Annotated in this window: 10 protein-coding genes and 5 pseudogenes; 6 read left to right on the forward strand and 9 right to left on the reverse strand. The window is 72.5% G+C overall.

What is annotated here, in order from left to right:
• Window positions 1-1,551 carry a hypothetical protein gene (locus ABTY15_RS30350; protein WP_350602279.1) on the reverse strand — a complete coding sequence of 517 codons (1,551 nt, stop codon included), beginning with the start codon at window positions 1,549-1,551 and terminating at the stop codon, window positions 1-3.
• Between the two features lie 314 nt (window positions 1,552-1,865).
• Here ABTY15_RS30350 and ABTY15_RS30355 point away from each other — a divergent pair, with 314 nt between their 5' ends.
• Entirely contained in the window at window positions 1,866-2,237 is a 372-nt protein-coding gene (locus ABTY15_RS30355; RefSeq protein WP_350602280.1) for a hypothetical protein, read from the forward strand.
• Window positions 2,238-2,354: 117 nt separating this feature from the next.
• Window positions 2,355-3,137 (forward strand): annotated as a pseudogene (locus ABTY15_RS30360) (IS5 family transposase).
• A gap of 7 nt (window positions 3,138-3,144) precedes the next feature.
• On the opposite strand, the gene ABTY15_RS30365 reads toward ABTY15_RS30360, so the two are convergent.
• The 3 genes and pseudogenes from ABTY15_RS30365 to ABTY15_RS30375 all read right to left on the reverse strand — a co-directional run bounded on the left by ABTY15_RS30365 (window position 3,145) and on the right by ABTY15_RS30375 (window position 4,313).
• Complete coding sequence (locus ABTY15_RS30365; RefSeq protein ID WP_350602281.1) at window positions 3,145-3,717, reverse strand: SMI1/KNR4 family protein; 573 nt, start codon at window positions 3,715-3,717, stop codon at window positions 3,145-3,147.
• 95 nt (window positions 3,718-3,812) lie between these two features.
• Window positions 3,813-3,929: pseudogene (locus ABTY15_RS30370) on the reverse strand (IS5/IS1182 family transposase); the annotation flags it as partial.
• A gap of 9 nt (window positions 3,930-3,938) precedes the next feature.
• The gene (locus ABTY15_RS30375) at window positions 3,939-4,313 is read right to left on the reverse strand and encodes a hypothetical protein (RefSeq protein WP_350602282.1); all 375 of its coding nucleotides are present in this window, start codon (window positions 4,311-4,313) and stop codon (window positions 3,939-3,941) included.
• Between the two features lie 44 nt (window positions 4,314-4,357).
• On the opposite strand from ABTY15_RS30375, the pseudogene ABTY15_RS30380 reads away from it, so the two are divergent.
• Together ABTY15_RS30380 and ABTY15_RS30385 are read left to right on the forward strand one after the other, a co-directional pair.
• A pseudogene (locus ABTY15_RS30380) lies at window positions 4,358-5,177 on the forward strand (IS5 family transposase).
• 94 nt (window positions 5,178-5,271) lie between these two features.
• Window positions 5,272-6,063 (forward strand): annotated as a pseudogene (locus tag ABTY15_RS30385) (IS5 family transposase).
• 5 nt (window positions 6,064-6,068) lie between these two features.
• On the opposite strand, the pseudogene ABTY15_RS39885 reads toward ABTY15_RS30385, so the two are convergent.
• From ABTY15_RS39885 to ABTY15_RS30400, 3 genes and pseudogenes are all read right to left on the reverse strand, one after another.
• Window positions 6,069-6,256, reverse strand: a pseudogene (locus ABTY15_RS39885) (IS5/IS1182 family transposase); the annotation flags it as partial.
• Between the two features lie 250 nt (window positions 6,257-6,506).
• The gene (locus tag ABTY15_RS30395; protein ID WP_350602283.1) at window positions 6,507-8,375 is read right to left on the reverse strand and encodes an amino acid adenylation domain-containing protein; all 1,869 of its coding nucleotides are present in this window, start codon (window positions 8,373-8,375) and stop codon (window positions 6,507-6,509) included.
• An 86-nt stretch (window positions 8,376-8,461) separates the two neighbouring features.
• Window positions 8,462-9,142 (reverse strand): hypothetical protein, encoded by a 681-nt coding sequence (locus tag ABTY15_RS30400; RefSeq protein ID WP_350602286.1) that lies wholly within the window; start codon window positions 9,140-9,142, stop codon window positions 8,462-8,464.
• Window positions 9,143-9,301: 159 nt separating this feature from the next.
• Between ABTY15_RS30400 and ABTY15_RS30405 the strand changes: the two genes are divergently transcribed.
• Complete coding sequence (locus ABTY15_RS30405) at window positions 9,302-11,626, forward strand: tetratricopeptide repeat protein (RefSeq protein WP_350602287.1); 2,325 nt, start codon at window positions 9,302-9,304, stop codon at window positions 11,624-11,626.
• Window positions 11,627-11,681: 55 nt separating this feature from the next.
• Here the strand turns inward: ABTY15_RS30405 and ABTY15_RS30410 are convergent, their stop codons facing one another.
• Entirely contained in the window at window positions 11,682-12,647 is a 966-nt protein-coding gene (locus ABTY15_RS30410; protein WP_350602288.1) for an FAD-dependent oxidoreductase, read from the reverse strand.
• Window positions 12,648-12,785: 138 nt separating this feature from the next.
• Between ABTY15_RS30410 and ABTY15_RS30415 the strand changes: the two genes are divergently transcribed.
• Window positions 12,786-13,673, forward strand: coding sequence for a LysR family transcriptional regulator (locus ABTY15_RS30415; RefSeq protein WP_350602290.1), 888 nt, complete (start codon window positions 12,786-12,788; stop codon window positions 13,671-13,673).
• 81 nt (window positions 13,674-13,754) lie between these two features.
• Here ABTY15_RS30415 and ABTY15_RS30420 read toward each other — a convergent pair whose 3' ends face one another.
• The gene (locus ABTY15_RS30420) at window positions 13,755-18,239 is read right to left on the reverse strand and encodes an AAA family ATPase (RefSeq protein ID WP_350602292.1); all 4,485 of its coding nucleotides are present in this window, start codon (window positions 18,237-18,239) and stop codon (window positions 13,755-13,757) included.
• Window positions 18,240-18,255 lie beyond the last annotated feature (16 nt).

Consider the following 18,255-nt stretch of genomic DNA (forward strand, 5'->3'; position numbering starts at 1 on the left):
TCAGGCGGCCACGCGGGGAAGGCCGATGAGGTCGAGGAGTTCGTGGAGGCGTTCGGCGGGGAGGGCCGGGTTGGCTGCGGCACCCTCGGCGACGTCCGGGTCGGCCAGGAGCGAGTCGGCCAGGAACGAGTCGGTCACGAGGGAGCCGGTCAGGAGGGAGGAGAGCAGATGGAGGGGAAGCAGCGGATTGGCGGCGGCGGCCCGACGGACGGGCGGTTCGGGGTCGCTGAGCAGGTGGACGGGTGGCTGCGCCAGGGCGGTGTCGGCGGCGGCCAGGGCGCGGACCTCGGGGTCCTCGTGGTCGAGGAGGTGGTGCAGGCCGGTGCGGGGTAGCCGGGGCAGGGTGCGCAGGTAGCGGCGGTTGCGCGGCCGGGCGAGGAAGGCGTCGAGGACGATCGCGGGCGGCGCGAGCGGGTGGTTGCAGGCCAGGAGGTGGCGTACGTCGGAGTCGGGGTCGGCGGCCAGACGGTGCACCAGCTCCTCCGGCAGCCGGGCGCAGGTCGCGGCGACCCGGCGCAGCACCGGGTGTTCGGACCGGGCGCACGCCTCGTACCAGCCGTTCTCCGGCTCGACGATCATCTCGTCGACGGGGCCGACGCACTCGGTCGTGCAGCCGATCACGCGGTCGATGGCGTCGCGCTGCGCCCAGGTCCGCGGCAGCGGCTGGAGCCGGGCCCGGGTGCGCACGGCACCGTCGGGGTCCCGGGCCAGCTCGGCCAGCAGCGCCGGATCGAGGTCGGCCCGGGCGGCCACTCGCGCGCGGACGTCGGGATCGGGGTCACGGGCGAGCCGGGTGATGATGTCGGCCGGGGTGTGGACGTTGCGGGCGAGCGACCGCAGGTCGCGCTGCTCGGCGAGGCATCGTTCGGCAACGGCATGGGAGACGGCGTAGTTGATGAGCAGGACACCCCGGTGGTGGCAGTCCTGCTCCGGCAGGTCCGCCTCCATCGCCGCCGCGTCCAGCACCCGGTTCTCGGCGCGCGCGGCCTCGCGCACCGCGGGGTCCGGGTCGGTGAGGAGGGCGTCGCGCTGCGCGGGAGTGAGCCAGAGCCACAGGCCGCGGGCCTCGGCCCGGAGTTCGGGGTTCGGGTGATCGGGCAACCGGCGCCAGAACGACCGTGGGATCTGCCCGGAGAAGTGCAGTTCCTGTCTGATCTCGCCCGCGGTGAGCAGCTGCTCCCCGTCGTAGTCGGCGGTCCGGGCGGTCAGCAGGGTCTCCAGGACGCCGTCGGGCAGCGGCTCGGCCCGGGCCGACCGGGGGCGTGGGCCCGAGGCGAGGGCGGCGCGAACCCGTGCGTCCGGGTCGTGGACCAGCCGACCGCGTTGCGCCGGTGCCACGTGCCGGTTCCGGGCGAAGGCGCGGCGAACGGCCGGTTCGGGGTGCGCGACCACCGCTGCCACGACCTCCGGGGGAAGCCCGCGTTCCTCACAGAGCACCCTCCATCCGGCGCGCCCCTGCGGGGTCAGCAGCCGCAGCAGTACCTCGGAGGGGGCAGCGGGGTTGGCGGCGACGCCTCGCAGCCACGGTCCCGGGAGCACGGGGGAGATCATCGGGAAATCATCGCAGCCACCGAGACCCCGCGTTGACGACGTCGGCGGTGTCGGCACACTGACGGCGTGCCCGACGAACCGACCCGTGGCCAGGCCCGAATCGGCCTGGTGATGCCCGCCCTGACCGTCACCGCCGATGCGCGGACACGGTCACCTTCCTCGGCCTGGGGCACGCCTTCGCCGCCCTGGCCACCGGGAACGTCCTGCTGCTGGGATTCGGGGTCGCCCAGACGACCGGGATACCGGCCGCCCGCCCCTCCGAGGGCCTTGCGGCCTTCTTCAGCAGTCTTGCCCCGCCCGGATACGGTGACGGCATGACGATGATCCTGCGGCACCCCCGACCTGGAGTCATGTGGGATTGGTGGGCAGTGGACGCTCAGGGCTTCCTCGTGCAGTTCAGCTGTGGGCCTGCTCCTGAGCATCTATTGGCGCGTGCGGATCGTGTCGACGCCGCGGCTGCGTGGGTCGAGGAGAACTGCCCCGGTTGGTTCGACGATGCTCCCCCATCGCTTCACGCCTTCAGCTGCGACGGCGAGCTGCCGGTCTACACCCGCAACAGCGTCCCGGACTCCCCATTGCGGCTGTCCGACGCTCCGGCAGCCATCGCAGACGTTGCGGCCCTGGTTGAACTGCGCAGGGCAGTGGGCGATGTCTGGACGGTTCACCTCGACGAGGGATGGGTCTAGGCAGCCCGGCTGGAGTCACCTGGCTGACCAGATGAAGATGGCAGCGAGGTGGCGTCCGGCGAGGTAGACGTCGTTTCTTTTGGTGCTTCGGAGTCGTTTGGCCGGTCGTGGAGAGTCTTGTTGAGCGCACTGGTCCCGGACGAGCTGTGGGATGTGTTTCGGAGGGTGGTGCCGCCGACGGTCGTGCACCGGCCGCAGGGCGGGGGCCGACGGCGAGCCGGGGACCGGGAAGTGCTCGCTGCGATCGTGTTCGTGGCGACCTCGGGCTGCACCTGGCGCCAGCTCCCGCCGATCTTCGGGGCCTGCTGGCAGACGGTCTACCGGCGCTTGGCGCAGTGGAGCCGGAACCGCGTCTGGGCTCGGCTCTACCAGGTCGTCCTGGACGAGCTCGGCGCCCAGGGAACGCTGGACGGGTCGCGATGCGCCATCGACTCGGTGAGCATCCGCGCCCTCAAAGGGGGACTCTGACCGGACCGAATCCGACCGACCGCGGCAAGAACGGATCGAAGATCCACCTGATCTGCGACCGCAACGGCCTGCCGATCTCGCTCGCCATCTCCGGAGCCAACCTCCACGACAGCCAAGCCCTCGAACCGCTTGTGCGCGGCATCCCGCCCATCCGTTCTCGGCGCGGACCGCGCCGACGCCGGCGACAAGGGCTACGACTACGACCACCTGCGGCAATGGCTGCGTGGACGCGGCATCGTCCCGCGCATCGCCCGCCGCGGCGTCGAGTCTTCCCACCGACTGGGCCGCCACCGCTGGGTCGTCGAACGCACCATGTCCTGGCTCTCCGGATGCCGCCGCCTGCACCGCCGCTACGAGCGCAAGGCCGAGCACTTCCTCGCCTTCGCCGGCATCGCAGCGATGTTCATCTGCTTCCGCCGCCTGCTGGTCTGATTGGCGTTCACCAGGCCATAACGCTGGGTCGGATCTTGGGCAGGGCCCACGGTTCCAGTGCGCCGCTGACCAGGTCGGCCAGGAACTGAACGGCGCCACCGGTGTAGTGCCACCACGCGGAGCTCCGAGAGGCGACGGTGACCGTCCAGTCCTGGGGCCCTGCCGGGCTGGTGGTCCACAGGAAGAAGTCCCCCTGATTCGATCCAGCCCATGGGAGCAAACCGCCCGGGGTGGGATAGGTGTGGAGCGGCACAGCCAGGTCGGCTTCCTCGCACCACTCCTCGATGGTCTCCAACGTCTCGCGTGTCCCCTGCACCCACGCGTGCTCACCACCAGGATCCGGACCACCGACGCCAAGGAAGTCGCCGAGCACGAAAGGCGGGTAGAGCTCGCACAGGAGCCTGAAATCGGCCGGCAAGGGCACGCCCAGACCGGCTTCCACGACCTGCCAGCTGATGCTGCTGGGCTTCGGAAGGCGCAAGGCGGCCAGACCCGGTACCACGTGTTCAAGCTCCCCGACCATCTCTACGGGGTCGGTCATACGCCGGACCGGTGCCTGGGTACCAGCAAAATCGTCCATGCGATCAGACTGTCAGAGCGACATCCCACCATCCGGAGCGGCCCCACCTGAAGCCAAAGGAAACGACGCCTTATAGGCGTCGCGGTTGAAGGCGGTGGACGGCCACCGCGCCGGCCGCACCGAATACGGTGGGCAGCCTGGTCAGCCGGCTGTGGGATCACTGCCCGGATCCCGCGTCGGCGAAGGTGGGCGCGGATCGTACGGGACGAGTAGTTGGACGGTCATTCGTCGTCGAGCCGCTGGAGAACTTGTGTGAATTCGCCGTCGTCGAGGAGTCCGGCCAGCACCTGAGTCATGTTGTCGATGCCAGGATCCCGGACGATGAGGCCATCGGTGCACCAGAAGTAGCGGCCGCCCAGTGCCTCGCCAGTTCGGGACCACCTCTCCATGATGCGTTCGACCTCGGCAAGCGTGAACACAGTCGCGCTCCAGCGTGAGCCGTCCGCTGTCAGCCGGACTTCGACGTCGACGTTGCAGACGGCGTCCAGAGGTTCGCCCACGCTAGGCAGGAACGACGCCTCGAACCGATCTGTTCGGACGCGATACCAGGGCTCGTCCCGTCCCTGCTGAACGGCTTCGGGCCCAGTGTTGGTCATTCAGGGAGTATGTCGATCCAGTCCAGACTGCTCAACTGGGTACTCTGTCAAGCTTCAGCGTCGTCCCCGCGAACCTTGTCCCCGACGAGCTGTGGGATCGGATAGCCCCACTGTTACCGGCACGGCCCGCCCGACGGCACCGCCACCCCGGGCGGCTCCCGGTGCCTGACCGGGTTGCGCTGGCCAGCATCGTCTACGTCCTGCGCAAGGGCGTTGCCTGGCGCGACGTTCCGAGCGAGGTGGTGGGTTGCTCCGGGGTGACGGCCTGGCGCAGCCAGCGGGACTGGACCGAGGCTGGCGTCTGGCCTCGTCTGCGCGCCGCACTATTGAACCAACTGCGCCGAGCCGACTTGCTGGACTTGGATGACTGTGCCGTGGACGGCTCGCATGTCCGGGCCCTCAAGGGGGGATCACGTCGGCCCATTGCCCGTCGACCGCGCCCGGCTCCAAGCACTACCTGATCGTCGACCGCCACGGCACCACGCTGGCCGTCACGCTCACCGGCGGCAACCGACACGACATCACGCGGCTTCTAACGCTGCTGGACGCGGTCCCACCGATCCGCGGCCGGTGGGGACGGCCCCGCCGCAGACCCCGGCGACTGTACGCCGACCGGGATACGACTTCGACAAGTACCGCCGCCAACTGTGGAAGCTTGGCACCAAGCCGATGATCGCCCGACGCGGCATCGCTCACGGCTCCGGACTTGGCAAAATGCGCTGGGTCGTGGAGTGTGCGTTCGCCTGGTTGCACCAGCTCAAGCGCCCACGCATCCGCTACGAGTGCCGGGCGGACCTTCACCAGGGACTGCTCGAGCTCGCCCGCTCGATCATCTGCCTGTGGCGGCTCTCGCGATCATTTTGAAATGATCAGTAGGAGGTACTAACAGAACGGTACGGTGCCCATGTCTGTGCGTCTGCGGTCTCGTTGAGTAGGGCGTGGGAAGAGACCGCCGTGGTTGGTGTCGGACGACCTGTGGGGCCGGATCGAGCCGCTGCTGCCGGTGCGGCAGCAGCGGCTTCGCAAGGTCGGCCGTCCGCCGCTGGACGACCAGGGCTGCTTGCAGGGGATCCTGTTCGTGCTGGACACGGGGATCCAGTGGGCGTGGCTGCCGCAGGAGCTCGGTTTCGCTCGGGCATGACCTGCTGGCGCCGGCTACGTGACGGGCATGCGGTGGGGGTGTGGGACCGGCCGCACCAGGTGCTACTGACCGAGCTGCACCGTGTCGGCGAGCTGGACTGGTCGCGGGCGGTGATCGACGGCTCGCACCGACAGGCCCGTCGTGGCGGCCCCAAACGGGACCGAGTCCGGTCGACCGCGCCCGACCGGGCTCGAAGCATCACGTGATCACCGACGGCCAGGGCACGCGACTGGCGATCACCTTGACTGGTGGCAACCGCCACGACGTCACCAGCTCCTGCCGCTCCTGGACGCCATTCCTCACATCCGTGGCAGGACCGGCCGTCCGCGCCACCGGCCTCGTCAGCTGTTCGACGACCGTGGCTATGACTTCGACAAGTAGCGTCGCCTGCTGTGGAGGCGGGGCATCAAGCCGGTGATCGCTCGCCGAGGTGTGCCGCACGGCTCCGGCCTCGGAGCCGTGCGGTGGGTCGTCGAGCGGACCAACGCCTGGATCCATGGCTTCCGCCGCCTGCGGATCCGATGGGACATCCGCGGCGACATCCACGAGGCCTTCCTCAAACCGGCCTGCTGCGTGATCACCTACCGACGCGTCCGAGCCTTGTGTTAGCTCCTCTTGTCGGCCAGGACGATCTCCGAGGTGGTCCTGGGCCGGCCGATCGGCCGGGGCATCCGCAGGCGGGACATGAGCTGGGGAATGCGGGTGCGTCACCGGCCTGGCCGGGCGTGATGACGTAGGCGAGCGGACGGCACCGGTCGGCGGCGAGACGGACCTTGGTGGTCAGTCCGCCGCGGGAGCGTCCGGGAGCATGGTCGTCCGGCTCGCCGGCCGGGGCCCCATTCGACGGGCCTCGGCGGCGGGCTGGTGGGCGCGGACGATGGTGGAGCCAACCACCACGACCCAGTCGAGATCGCCTTCGGCATCGGCCTGGGCGAGCAGGGCGGTGAAGACTTTCTCCCAGGTACCGTCAGCGGCCGAGGGCCTCCTGCCGGCCCCGCGCCCTTCCGTGAATCTGCGGTGAGGGCGAGGGGCGCGGCGCTGCTCTGGTGGGGTCAGGTCCGGGTGGGCCAGGGGTAGCCGAGGTTCTGGGCGAGTTGGCGGGGGCCGCCGCAGACCTGGCTGTAGGTCTTGGGGTCCTCCTCGGTGAGTCGGTGGAGGGCGGCGGCGGCCTGGGTCTCGGGCGGGGTGCCGTCGTCGGGGATGATCCAGCGGAACTGGAGGCGGCCGGCGGGGCGTTCGGGCCGTTCGGGGCGATCGGAGGCCGGCCCGGGGGAGTACCAGAAGGTGACCACGGCGGTGTCGGGGTTGTTGATGTCGGTGGTGACCCAGCCGGGGCCGGCACCCCATCGGCCGAGCAGTTCGGGCTGCTCGTCCAGGCCGGCCCGGATCAGGCGGGCCACGGTGCGGGCGGGCCAGGACCACGAGTGGTCGGCCTCGGCACGGGCGAGCTCCGCGTCGTAGGCGGCGGCGTCGAAGTGGTGCGCGGGCAGCGCGGGGTCGGGTTCGCGGGAGTCGGAGGTGGACCACGGTCGGCGCCAGTTCTCCCACACCACCTGGTCCCCGTCCCTCCGGATGGTGACGTACAGCGCGCCGCAGCACCCCTCGGTGCAGCCGGCTTCGGCGAGTCGCACCTCGCGGGGCTCCGGTTCGGCCCGTAGCCGGTCGTCGCCGAACAGGTACTCGGGGTCGTCGGCGGCGCCACGGCCGAAGAGGGCGGGGACGATCGGGCGGCCGTCGACCAGGATGCGGGCTTCGACGAGGGCTCGCTCCGCCGGGTCGCCGGTGACCACCTCGATGCGCAGCCGGCCGGGCGGGTCCGCACGGTGCCGGAACGGCTGCCGTCCGGAGCGGCGGAGCCAGTTGGCGCGCGGCCGTTGCTCCGGGTGGCGTGCGGCGCGGTCCACCGCCGCCGTCCACCGGGGTGTGGCCAGCAGCCGGCCGAGGGCGTCCAGCAGGGCGGTGCGCTGCCCGGGCGGCCAGTCCAGCAGCACGCCGGTGCCGCTGCTGAGGTCCTGGGCGAGGGAGAGCAGGGTGGCTGCGTGGTCGAGGCCCGGTGGCAGCAGGCCGGTGCGGCCGACGACCCGCTCGTACAGGCCCTGCACGTCCTGGCAGTCGAGGAGGTTGGCCGGGTCGTCGCGTGAGCTGCCCATTCGGACGAGCAGCCGGCCGGCTTGGGCGAGCAGGCCGGCGACGGCGGGGTGCCGGTCGAGCAGCGCGGGCAACCGGGAGGCCTCCGCGATCCGCCGGGCGGTGGCGCCGCTGACCAGGTGGGGCGGGGCGGTGAGGGCGAGCAACTCGGTGTGGACGGACTTCCGGTCGTCGGCCCACAGGGCGCGGACGAGCGGCCGCAGTTCGGCGTGGTAGGTGTTGACGGCGAGCCAGAGGACGGCGGCGGCCCGGCGGTCCAGGGCATCGAGGGCCTGCACCGCCGGGCCGTTCAACTCCCGGAACAGGCCGAGAACGGAGAGGTCCGGGATGTCCTCGGCCTCGCCGAGGCGGGCGAGCAGGGCGAGGCCCGCGGTGACGGTGAACGAGCTCGTGCCGGTCCGGATCAGCTGCCGGGCCAGGGCACGCGCCGCGTCCCACCGCCCGGTCGCCAGCGGCAGGTCGGCGACGACGGCGCGGACCAGGTGTCGGTGGCGGTCCTGGAGGCCGAGCCGGACGAACCGGCGGTGCAGGTCGGCGGCGTCGACCGGCAGCGGGTCGAGGGCGGCCTCGATCGCGCTCCTCACCTCGCGGTGGGGGAGCGGATCACCGCTCGCCTGCGGCGAGTGCGGCGGCGAGTGCGGCGCGGAGCTCGGTGGGAGCCGGTAGCCGTTGCCGGGCGGCACCCCGTCGGGGGACTCGCCGAGCAGCCGCAGCGCGTGCTCGTACAGGGCGGGCGGGAGTCCGAGCGCGTCACGCTCGTCCTGGGCGCTCACCGGGCGGTGTGGGACTCGATTCCGTAGGTCATGTGCCCCAGCCTGCCAGCCGCTTCGCGCGCTGTCGAAGGATTTTCCACGGCGGATCAGTCGACCTTCCACTGGTGGGCGTAGGTGATGTGGAGCATGGACGGGATGCCTTTGGCCGCCGAGGAGAACTGGTTGCCGTTGTGGCGGAGCGTGATGCAGTAGTGGCTGCCCGGGGACCTCCCGTGGTGGTGCTGGAAGGCGGGCGCCTCGCGGCTGAGGGAGTGCAGCCAGGATCCCGTCCAGCGGAAGGCGGTGGCGCTGCCGGTGACGACCAGGGTGTGGGCCGCGCCCGCGAAGCGGAGTTCGTCCAGCCAGCCGGTGAAGTTGCGGCGGTCGTGGTCGATGGCCTCCTCGGGCGGGAAGTCGGTGGCCGGGACGTCCGCGGTGTGCGGGGTGCCGGTGCCCAGCCGGGCGCGGATCTCCTTCCAGCGGGACGGCGGCAGGCCGAGGCTGTGGTGGACCAGCAGGAGGTCCAGCCGGCCGTCCGGGCCGATGTCCCAGGGCAGGCCGGCCGGGCCGTCGGCGGCGCGCAGCGGCAGGTGGACCAGCGACCGCCGGGACCGGGCGGCCAGCGCCCAGGCGGCGGCGAGGTCCTGGGCGCCCTGCCGGTCGAGGTACATCTGCATCGACCAGTCGCCGTCGTACAGCACGGCCCGGCCGGCCTGCGGCGCAGCGGTGACGACCCGGTACTCGTCCCGCCCCAGCCGGACACGGTGGATCTTGGTTCGCAACTTCACCGCGCCGTCCTACCGGACGCGGGGCCCGGCTGTCACACCCGTTTCGATCGGGGCGTTGCCGGGAGGCTTCGGGTGAGGACGGGATTCTCGCGGGAGCGGCGCAGTAAGGTCATTGATGCATCATCAACTCTGATGATCAGAGCGAGACTTGGGGGAGACGTGACGGGCGGAAGTCAACGCGCCGACCGGGACGCAGGCCAGGTCTTCAACAAGATCACCGGCGGGGTCTTCTTCTCAACCGTGATCCAGGGCCGCAACATCACCGTCCAGCTGCCGCCCACGGTCGCCCCGGCCCTGGCCGGCCTGCCCGCGCCCTCGCCGGCCTTCGTCGGCCGCGACGCCCAGATCGAGCGACTGATGCAGGACCTGGCCCCCGCCGGCAGCCCGAGCGACGGCCCGAGCGACGGCGAGAGCGCGACACCCCCGACCCGGGTCAGCGCGGTGTGCGGCCTGGCCGGCATCGGCAAGACCGAACTGGTCGTGCACACCGCCGCCCGGGCCCTGAAACAGCCGGACTGGTTCCCCGGCGGGGTGCTGTTCACCGACCTGGCGGGCTACGACCACGAACGCCGCCGGTCGCCCGAGCAGGCCCTGGGCGGCCTGCTGCACTCCCTCGGGATCCCCGGCCCCTACCCGGAGGACCTGGAGACCCTGCAACGCGTGTACCGGAGCGCGCTCGCCGCCTACGCCGCGCAGGGCCGACGGATCCTGGTGATCATCGACAACGCCGCCACCGCCGAGCAGGCGCGCGCCCTGCTGCCCACCGACGGCGGCACCGCGGCCCTGGTGACCTCCCGCCACCTCCTCGACGGCCTGGACGCCCGCCTGCACGACCTCGGCGCCCTCGACGCACCCGCAGCCGTCGCCCTGCTCGACCGAACGCTGCGCCACGCCCGTCAGGCCGACGCCCGGATCGCCGAGGAGCCGCAGGCGGCCGCCGCGGTCGCCCAACTGTGCGCGGGCCTTCCGCTCGCCCTGCGCATCGCCGCCGCCCACCTGGTGGCCGCGCCCGCCAAGCCCGTCGCCGAACTGGCCGACTCCCTCCGGGCCGAACACACCCGCCTGGACCGACTCCAGCGCCCGGACCGGGCCGTGCGGGCCGCCTTCGACCTGTCGTACCGGCTGCTGGACGACGAACCGGCCCGGGTGTTCCGACTGCTGCCCCTCAACCTCGGCCCCGACGTGTCCACCGAGGCCGTTTCCTACCTCACCGGTGCGGACCGCACCAGGACCGAGGAACTCCTGCAACACCTCGCCGAGGCACACCTGGTGGAGCCCGGTCGGGTCTGGGGCCGCTGGCGGATCCACGACCTGGTCCGGCTGTACGCCGAGGAGCACGGCCGGCTCCACGCGGACGCCGACCGGCGCGAGGAGCGTCAGACCCGGTTGTTCGAGTACTACGACCTGTTCGCCGGCGCGGCCAACAGTTACGTGACCTCCCCGTACGGCTTCGGCCCCCCGCTGATCTTCAGCGGCCGCGAGGAGGCGGCCGCGTGGCTGGACGCCGAGCACGCCAACCTGATCGTCGCCGCCACCGCCGGTCCCGGCCTCGGCCACCCCGAAGTCGCGGTGGGGATCGCGCTCTCCCTGACCGACTACCTGGAAAGCCACTTCCGGGTCGACGAGTGGATCGCCGTCAACCGGATCGCCCTGGCCAGCTGCCGTGAACGCGGCGACCGCGAGAACGAGGGCCGGGTGTGGGGCAACCTCGGGCTCGCCCTGGCGGCGGCGGGGCGACGCGAGGAGGCCGTCGACGCCCACACCCGGTCCGTCCGGATCTTCCACGAGCTGGGCGAGCGCTACCTCGAAGGCCGGGCGTGCGGAAACCTCGGCATCGCCCAGCAGGAGGCCGGGAGCTGTGACGAGGCCATCGAGACGCTCACCCGGGCCATCGACCTCTTCCGCGAGACCGGTCACCTCGATGACGAGGGCACCGGGCTGACGAACCTCGGGCTCGCGCTGCACGGGGCGAAGCGCTACGAGGATGCCGTCGATGCCCACACGCGAGCCATCGCGATTCTCCGATCGCTCCGTCACCGCCCGGGCGAGGTCGCCGCGTGGCACAACCTGGCGGGCAGCCTGAGAGCGCTGGGGAGGCTCCCGGAAGCCCTCAACGCCCACCTCCAGAGCCTGCTCATCTGCGACCAGCTCGATGACCTCCAGGGCACCGGGGAGGGGGTGCTCGACATGGCGTACACCCTGGAGGCGATGGGCAAGCGCAAGGACGCCCGCAACGGCCTGCAACGGGCCGCCGAGATCTTTCGCGAGACCGGCGACCGCCGCAGCGAGGCCGGGGCGATACTCGCCCTGGGGTCGGCGCTGCTGGCGGAACGCCGGGTGAAGTGGGCCGTCATCCTGTGCGACGCCGCCCTCCGCCTCTATCGCGAACTCGGGGACCAGGAGGGCGAGAACGCGGCACTGCGCGAGCTCGGCAGAGCCCGGGAGCAGCAGGCCAGATGGTGGACCCGTCCGCCCTGGTGGTGACCCGGCCCGGCCCACGCCGGCGCCGACACCGACGCGGGCACAAGGCCGGTGGCCGTCAGGCCGCCGGGGTGACGAGCGCGGCGGCGGTGTCGGCGCAGCCCCAGCCGAGGGTGACTCCGGCGCCGCCGTGGCCGTAGTTGTGCACCACCCGAGTGCCGGGCAGGCTGTAGGTGTCGACCTGGAGGCGGACGCCGCCCTGGCGGGCGGGGCGAAGGCCGACGGGGTGGCCGATGATCTCGGCTCCCCGCAGTTCGGGGACGTGCGCGGTGCAGCGGGCGAGGATGGCGCGGGCGGTCGCCGGGTCGGCGGTGGTGTCCCAGCTGCCCTGGTCGAAGGTGCCGCCGAGGACGACGTCGGTGTCGCGCGGGTGGACGTAGGTGTACCCGGCGGGGTCGTCCTGGACCCGGAGGGAGTCGCGCAGCCCGGGGTTGCGGACCAGGACGAGCTGTCCGCGTATCGGCTGCATCGCGTGGTCGCCGCAGAGCCGGTGGGCGCCGAGCCCGCTGGCGTTGACCACCGCGTCGGGCTTCCAGGCGTGTACCTGGTGGAGGGAGTTGAGGCGCTGGCGGACGAGGTTGCCGCCGGCGTCCAGGAAGCGGCCGAGCAGCCACGGCAGGTAGACGGGCATGTCGACGGTCGGGGCGGTGAACTGCCAGCCGCTCGAGTAGGCGGGCCCGAGTTCGGACGGCTCCAGTCGGCGCAGGTCCGGGACGACGGCGCCCCACCACGGTACGGCGGGGTCGGCGTCCGGCCGCTGGGCCAGCATCCGGGTGCGTCTCATGGTGACGCCGGGTACCTGGTCCGAGGCCTGGCGGGTGAACTCGGCGAAGGTGAGCGCGGACCAGTTCGCCACCCGGCTGCTGTCCTCCATGCCGACCGGGTACCAGACGGCCGCGGCCACGGACGAGGTCGTCGACCCGGGGTCGTCGGCGGTCACCACGGTGACCTCGAACCCCTTCTCCTGGAGCCTCAGGGCGGTGGTCAGTCCGATGACCCCGGCTCCGATGACGGCGATGCGCACGCTGAACTCCTGTTCCCCATGGGCGGCTTGGTGGCCCCCGGCGGGTGGTGGCGGGATGAGTCCAGGGAAACGGCCGGGCTGGCAATTCGTCAAAGTCGGAATCTGTTCGTGGCGATAGGCTGCGCTTATGATCGGCTGATGGACCTGCGCCGGATGCACTACTTCGCCGTGCTCGCCGAGGAGTTGAACTTCACCAGGGCCGCCCGGCAGTGCGGGATCTCGCAGCCCGCGTTCAGCCAGCAGATCAAGGCGCTGGAGCAGCAGCTCGGCGCCCGGCTGATCGAGCGCAGCAGCCACAAGAAGTGCGCGCTCACCCCGATCGGCGAGGTGGTGGCCGAGGAGGTCCGGCTGGTGTTGCAGCAGGCGGCGTCGGCCACCGACCGGATCGCGGCCGTGATCAAGGGGCGACAGGGACAGCTCAGGCTGGCCTACACCCGCTCCGCCCGGGGCGGTGTCTGCGACGACCTGGTGACCGCCTTCCGCGAGCGCAACCCCTTGGTGGACGTCGCGTTGCAGACCGGGTGGACCGCCCACAACGTTGCCGAGCTCCTCGCCGGGCGGCTGGACGCGGCCTTCGTCCGGCCCCCGCTCAACATCCCGGAGCTCGCCTGCCAGGTGATCGCCGAGGAGGAGCTGCTGCTGGCCGTCCCGGCCGACCACCCGCTCGCCCACGTCCGGGCCCGGATCAGTCGGCGCCGCATCAGGGACGAACCGGTCGTCCTGTGGCCGCGCGAGAACGGCCCCGGCATGCACGCGCTGATCACCGGTCAACTCTGGCCCGACCGGGTGCCGCACATCGTCCGGGAGGAACCCGACGACGAACAGCTCCTGCTCGCCGTGGCGTCCGGCTACGGCATCGCCCCCATCCCCGAGGGCCGGGCCCGGGTGTTCCGGATCCCCGGCATCCGCCTGCGACGCCTCTCGGCCCCGATCCCGACCGTCACCCTGGGCCTGGCCTACAACCCCAGGACCGCACCCCCGGTCGTGAGGCTCCTGCTCGCGATGACCGCCCCGTTCCCGCAGTGACCCGCGCCGGCCGCCCCCGGCCACGACGTCTCCACGGGGCAGGGCCCGTACAAGACCCCGGGTGGTGCGGCGACGGTGCCGTCAGGAGTGGGCCAACCGCTCGACGATCCGCGGGCCCGACGCCGCGCCGCCGACGCTGAGCAGCAGCGGAGCGAGGCCCAGCAGGTCGGCGGACAGGTCGTCGCGGTCGGCATGCTGACCATGGTGCAGCCAGGACCGGACGATCTTCCAGCGGTCGGCCGGGTCGAGTTCCGTCCAGCGGCCGGCGGCGCGGGCCCAGACCACCGCGCGCAGGCCCGCCGCCGTGGGACCGGCGGCGCCGAGTTCGGCGGTGACGAGCTCCGCCCAGTGGGCGAGGGCCGCCGCGGGCAGGGCGACGGCCAGACCGGCGAGCGCGCGGGAGTGGTCCGCGGTGTTGGGGATCCAGGGCAGCAGTTCGAGGGCGGTCTCGCCCCTGCCGAGCTCGGCGTACCGGACGGCTGCGGCCGCCAGGAGGTGTCCCCGCCCGGCGGGGGAGACGGGTTCGGCGTGCTGCCAGCGTTCCCACGGTGTGTGCCGACCGAAGCGGAGCAGCCGGTCCAGGTCCTCCAGGCTGAAGGCGGCCAGCAGCCGGGACACCGCGACCGCCCACAAGTCGCCCTTGCGGAAGGCGGATTCGCCGTCGAGGAGCCCGGACGGCAGCAGCAGGTCGAGGTGGATGCGCCGGATGTCCTCCGGGACGGCGAGCAGGAAGAGCCGGCCCAGCCGGGAATCGATCTCCAACACGTCGTGCGGGACGTGTTCGGTCTCCAGGACCTTTCCGGGGTCCTCGTGGCGGGCCGCTTCGAGTTGGACGGCGTTTCCGAGGTTGGTGCGCACCCGAGCCTTCGCCCACGCGCCCGGGACGTACTGGACGGTGCATTCGGCCCGTGCGGCGGCCACGGCGGCCAGCGCGTCGGGCAGGGCGGGCGGTAGCGTGGAGAGGCGCCGGGCGGCGGCGCGTACGCCCTTGCCGCCGTCCCGTGCGGCGATCCTGGTCAGGTGGTCGAGCAGGACGTCGTCGAGTTCGGGATGGTCGCCCGGCAGGCCGATCGCCCGGGAGACGGCCTCCTCGAGCTCGGCCGTCGTGAGCTCGCTCCCGGGGATGCGGGGGAGCAACGCTCGGAGCGTCTCGACCGCGAAGTAGCGGTGCTGGAAGGTCCACAGCACGTCCGAGGTCTGCTCCGCGGTGATCGCCGAGGCCGGCGCGACCATCAGCGCGGCGCAGTGCAGCGCCTCCGGTGCCGGCGTGGCGGTGATGTCGGTGGCGGGTGCGGGCGGAGTTCGCAGGGCCGTCGCCAGGACCGCGGTCGTGGTGTTCGCGGTGGAGCCGACCCGGGCCAGGTCGAGGGCCTCCGCCGCCTGGTCGGGGCCGTGGGTGGCGAGCGCGGCGAGCAGGGGCCGTTCCGCGGCGAGGGAGGCCTGCGGCTCACCGTCCGCGGCGCGGGTCCGCGCCAGCAGCTCCCTGAGCCGTTCGGTGTCCAGATACTGGGCTGCTGCGGCGCCCACGTCCTCCAACAGGCCTGGCAGGCCGTGGTGTTGCGCGGCGAAGCGCATGACGAAGTCCGTCCGCGCGGCCGCGGCGGCGACCCCCAGGAGCTCCCGTCGGTTGGCCCGCTGCGGATCGTCGGTCAGGCACCGGCAGAGCTCCGTCAGGATGGTCTCGTGGGCCGGCCCGTCGAGACGGGACAGGAGCCGGGTGAGCGCCGTCGGGGCGAGGTTGTGGACACCCATGGACGTGATCGAGGAGGCGGTCTGCTCGGACAGGTCCGGCTCGTAGGGCATGAGCCCGGTCCAGAGGGCGAGCGCCGGCTCCGCCAGGACCTGCCAGTCCTTCCGGCTGCTGACCAGAGCGAGTGCCCGGTCGTAGTGGAACCGTGCGGCGTCCTCGTCCTGTTGGTCGATGCTGTGTTCCGTCTCCCGTCGGGCCTGTCTGCTCTGCTCCTGCAGGGTCTTCACCGCGGCGTGTGCTCCGAGCACGGCCGTTGCGGTCCGGCTGATCGGTGGCCAGTCGGCGTCCGCGATCCAGGGTGCCACCAGCTCCAGCAGTGGTCGCTGGAGGAGGACGTCGTTCGGGGTCGTCACGGGCACGGGTCGGGCCCCGAGGTACGTGAGGGCCGTCCGAGCGGGGTCCTGTTCGAGAGCGGCGGCGGCCGTCTCGCGGTCGATCCGTTCCGCCAGGGCCCGGACGAACCCCGGTGCCTGCCACTCGGGTGCACCGGCCGCGTCGGTGAGTACCGTGCGCATCATCTCGGTCTGGTTCCTGTCGGTCAGGACGGTGGCCAGCTCCGTCGCGGCGACGGCACGCCAACCGGGCGGGAGGGCCATGGCGGTGGCGGCCGCCCGGTCCGTCTGCCCGGTCGCGGCCAGGTGCAGGACGAAGCCGACCGCAGCGTCGATCGCCTCTTCCGGCTTGGTCTCGCCCGTCAGCGCCGCCGCCAGCGCGGCCACGTGGTCCGTCGCGGGCGCGCCGAGCTGGGGCGCGACCGTGCGGAGTGCATGGCTCCGCTCGTAGGGCGAGGCGAGGCTCTGCACGTACGCGAGTGCCTGCCGGTCGGACCACAAGCCGTGGCGGCGCAGCTGGGCCACCAGCCGGGGGGAGATCAGTGCGGCACTCACCGATGCGTCCAACATGGCAGCCCGGCAGGCGATCTGTTCCGGCAGCAGGAGGGCCGGGCGGCCGGCGTCGGCACGCGTGTCGTTCTCCGTCTCGGTCGCCCGGAAAGCCCGTCGTACGTCGACCAGGTGCCCCTGGAACTCCTCGGTGGCGAGCTCCCAGGCCGCGCTCCAGCCCGGGTCGACCAGGTCGACCAGCTGAGCGGTGGGGGTGTGGGCCCGTTCTAGGTGGGCGCCGTAGAACCGGACCGGGTACGGGTCCGCATGGCGGGCGTTCTCGCGGTCCTGCCGGACGGAGGCGAGGGTGTCGCGGCCCCAGTCGAGGTACGCCTCGTCGTAGCGGCTCAGCTCGTCGTCGCGGGCCAGCTGGTGGCGGCGGTACTCGGCCAGACGTGGATGGGACAGCGCGTAGGTCGGGTTGGCGAAGGTCTCGGCGTCGGCCCGGGACGGGACGGTGTCGGTGATGATCCACCGCCCGAGGTCCCGCAGGGCCGCGTCGAGGGCGTCCCCGCTGCTCAGGCCGAACCGTCTGGCGAGCCCCAGGAGGTCACGTCGGCGCAGCGGCCCCAGAGCGCAGGCCAGCAGGTTGAAGACCCGCGCGACGTCGGGAGCCCGGGCGCCGAGCGGCCCCTGCCAGAGCGACTCCTGGGTCTGCCACCAGCGTTTCATGTAGCCGTCGAGGCCGTGCGGGGCCGGCAGGTCGGCGAGGCCGGTGAGCCAGCCGGACCGGTCGTCGGCGTTCTGGAGTTCCTGTAGGTACAGCCCCAGGACCAGGGCGTCGCCCGCGGTGACCCGATAGAGGATCGGTCCGGCCCGGTCGCGGGTGGCCGCGTCCAGGGGCGGCCGGAGGCTGTCCAGGGCGTCGGTGACACCGTTCCGGGTCAGCGGGGACAGGGGCAGGTGCAGGCAGTCGGCGGCAGGCCAGCCGAGGGCGTCGCGCCAGGCTGCGGCGTCCGGGCGCTGTTCGGTCTGCCGGGCCGCGACGGCCACCCGGACGCCGCGGCCGAAGGTGGCGGGGCGCAGCAGGGTGGGTGACACGTCCCAGCCGAGGCATTCGTCGAGGCCGTCGAGGACGAGGACGAGCCGGCCCTGGCGCGGGGCGGGCAGGGCGAGGTAGTCCGCGAGCCGTTCCCGCAGGTTGTCGATGCCGCCCTGCACGGCTGCGAACGGGTCGTGGTCGTGCAGGGCGGCCAGTCGGGTCACGACGGCCTCCAGGACGCTGTCGGCTCCGGCGAGGTCGTAGCGGGCGCTGACCGGGACGAAGACCGAGGACGTCCCGTCCGGCGGGGTCCGGTTCAGCCGGTGCCACCAGCGGGCCAGCAGGGTCGACTTGCCCGCCCCGGACGGCGCGGTGACGAGCAGGCAGGCCGGCCCGTCGGGCGCGTGCAGCCAGGAGTCGAGCCGGTCCAGCTCACCGGCGCGCCCGCCGAAGGGGAGGTGGCCGTCGGCAGTGCCGAGCTGGTCGGTGAGGAACTGGTCGATCTTCGAGGTGGCGGGCAGGCTGCGCTCCGGCGGCACGAGCGGGCGCAGCTGCGGCCAGCGTTCGGTCACCGCGTGGACGGGGGTGGCGTAGAGCGCGCCGCCGAGCGCGCTGCCGTCCGGCCGGGGCGGGTTCCAGCGGACGACGCCCACCGCGGCTTCCGTCCCGATGCCCGCGCCGCGGTGGCTCCAGTGCAGGACCGGCCCGCCGCTCAGCCCCGGGAGACGCTTCCCGGCGGCGGCCTCGGGCGCCTGCAACTTGATGGCCGGGGCCTGACCGAAGATCCTGGCGTCGGGTGCCACGACGGTGGCGAGGACCTCGTCGGGGTCGTCCGTGAACGGCCGCTCCAGCGGCCAACCCCTCAGCAGCGTCGGGTCGTTGGTGCGCACGTGTCCCCGAAAGCCCTCGATGACGGCCTCATGGTGGCACTCGGCGCGCAGGGCCCGGACCATCAGGGCGGTGTCCCAC

It is taken from the genome of Kitasatospora sp. NPDC097643, from assembly GCF_040302625.1.
In the GTDB taxonomy this organism is placed as follows: Bacteria; Actinomycetota; Actinomycetes; order Streptomycetales; family Streptomycetaceae; genus Kitasatospora.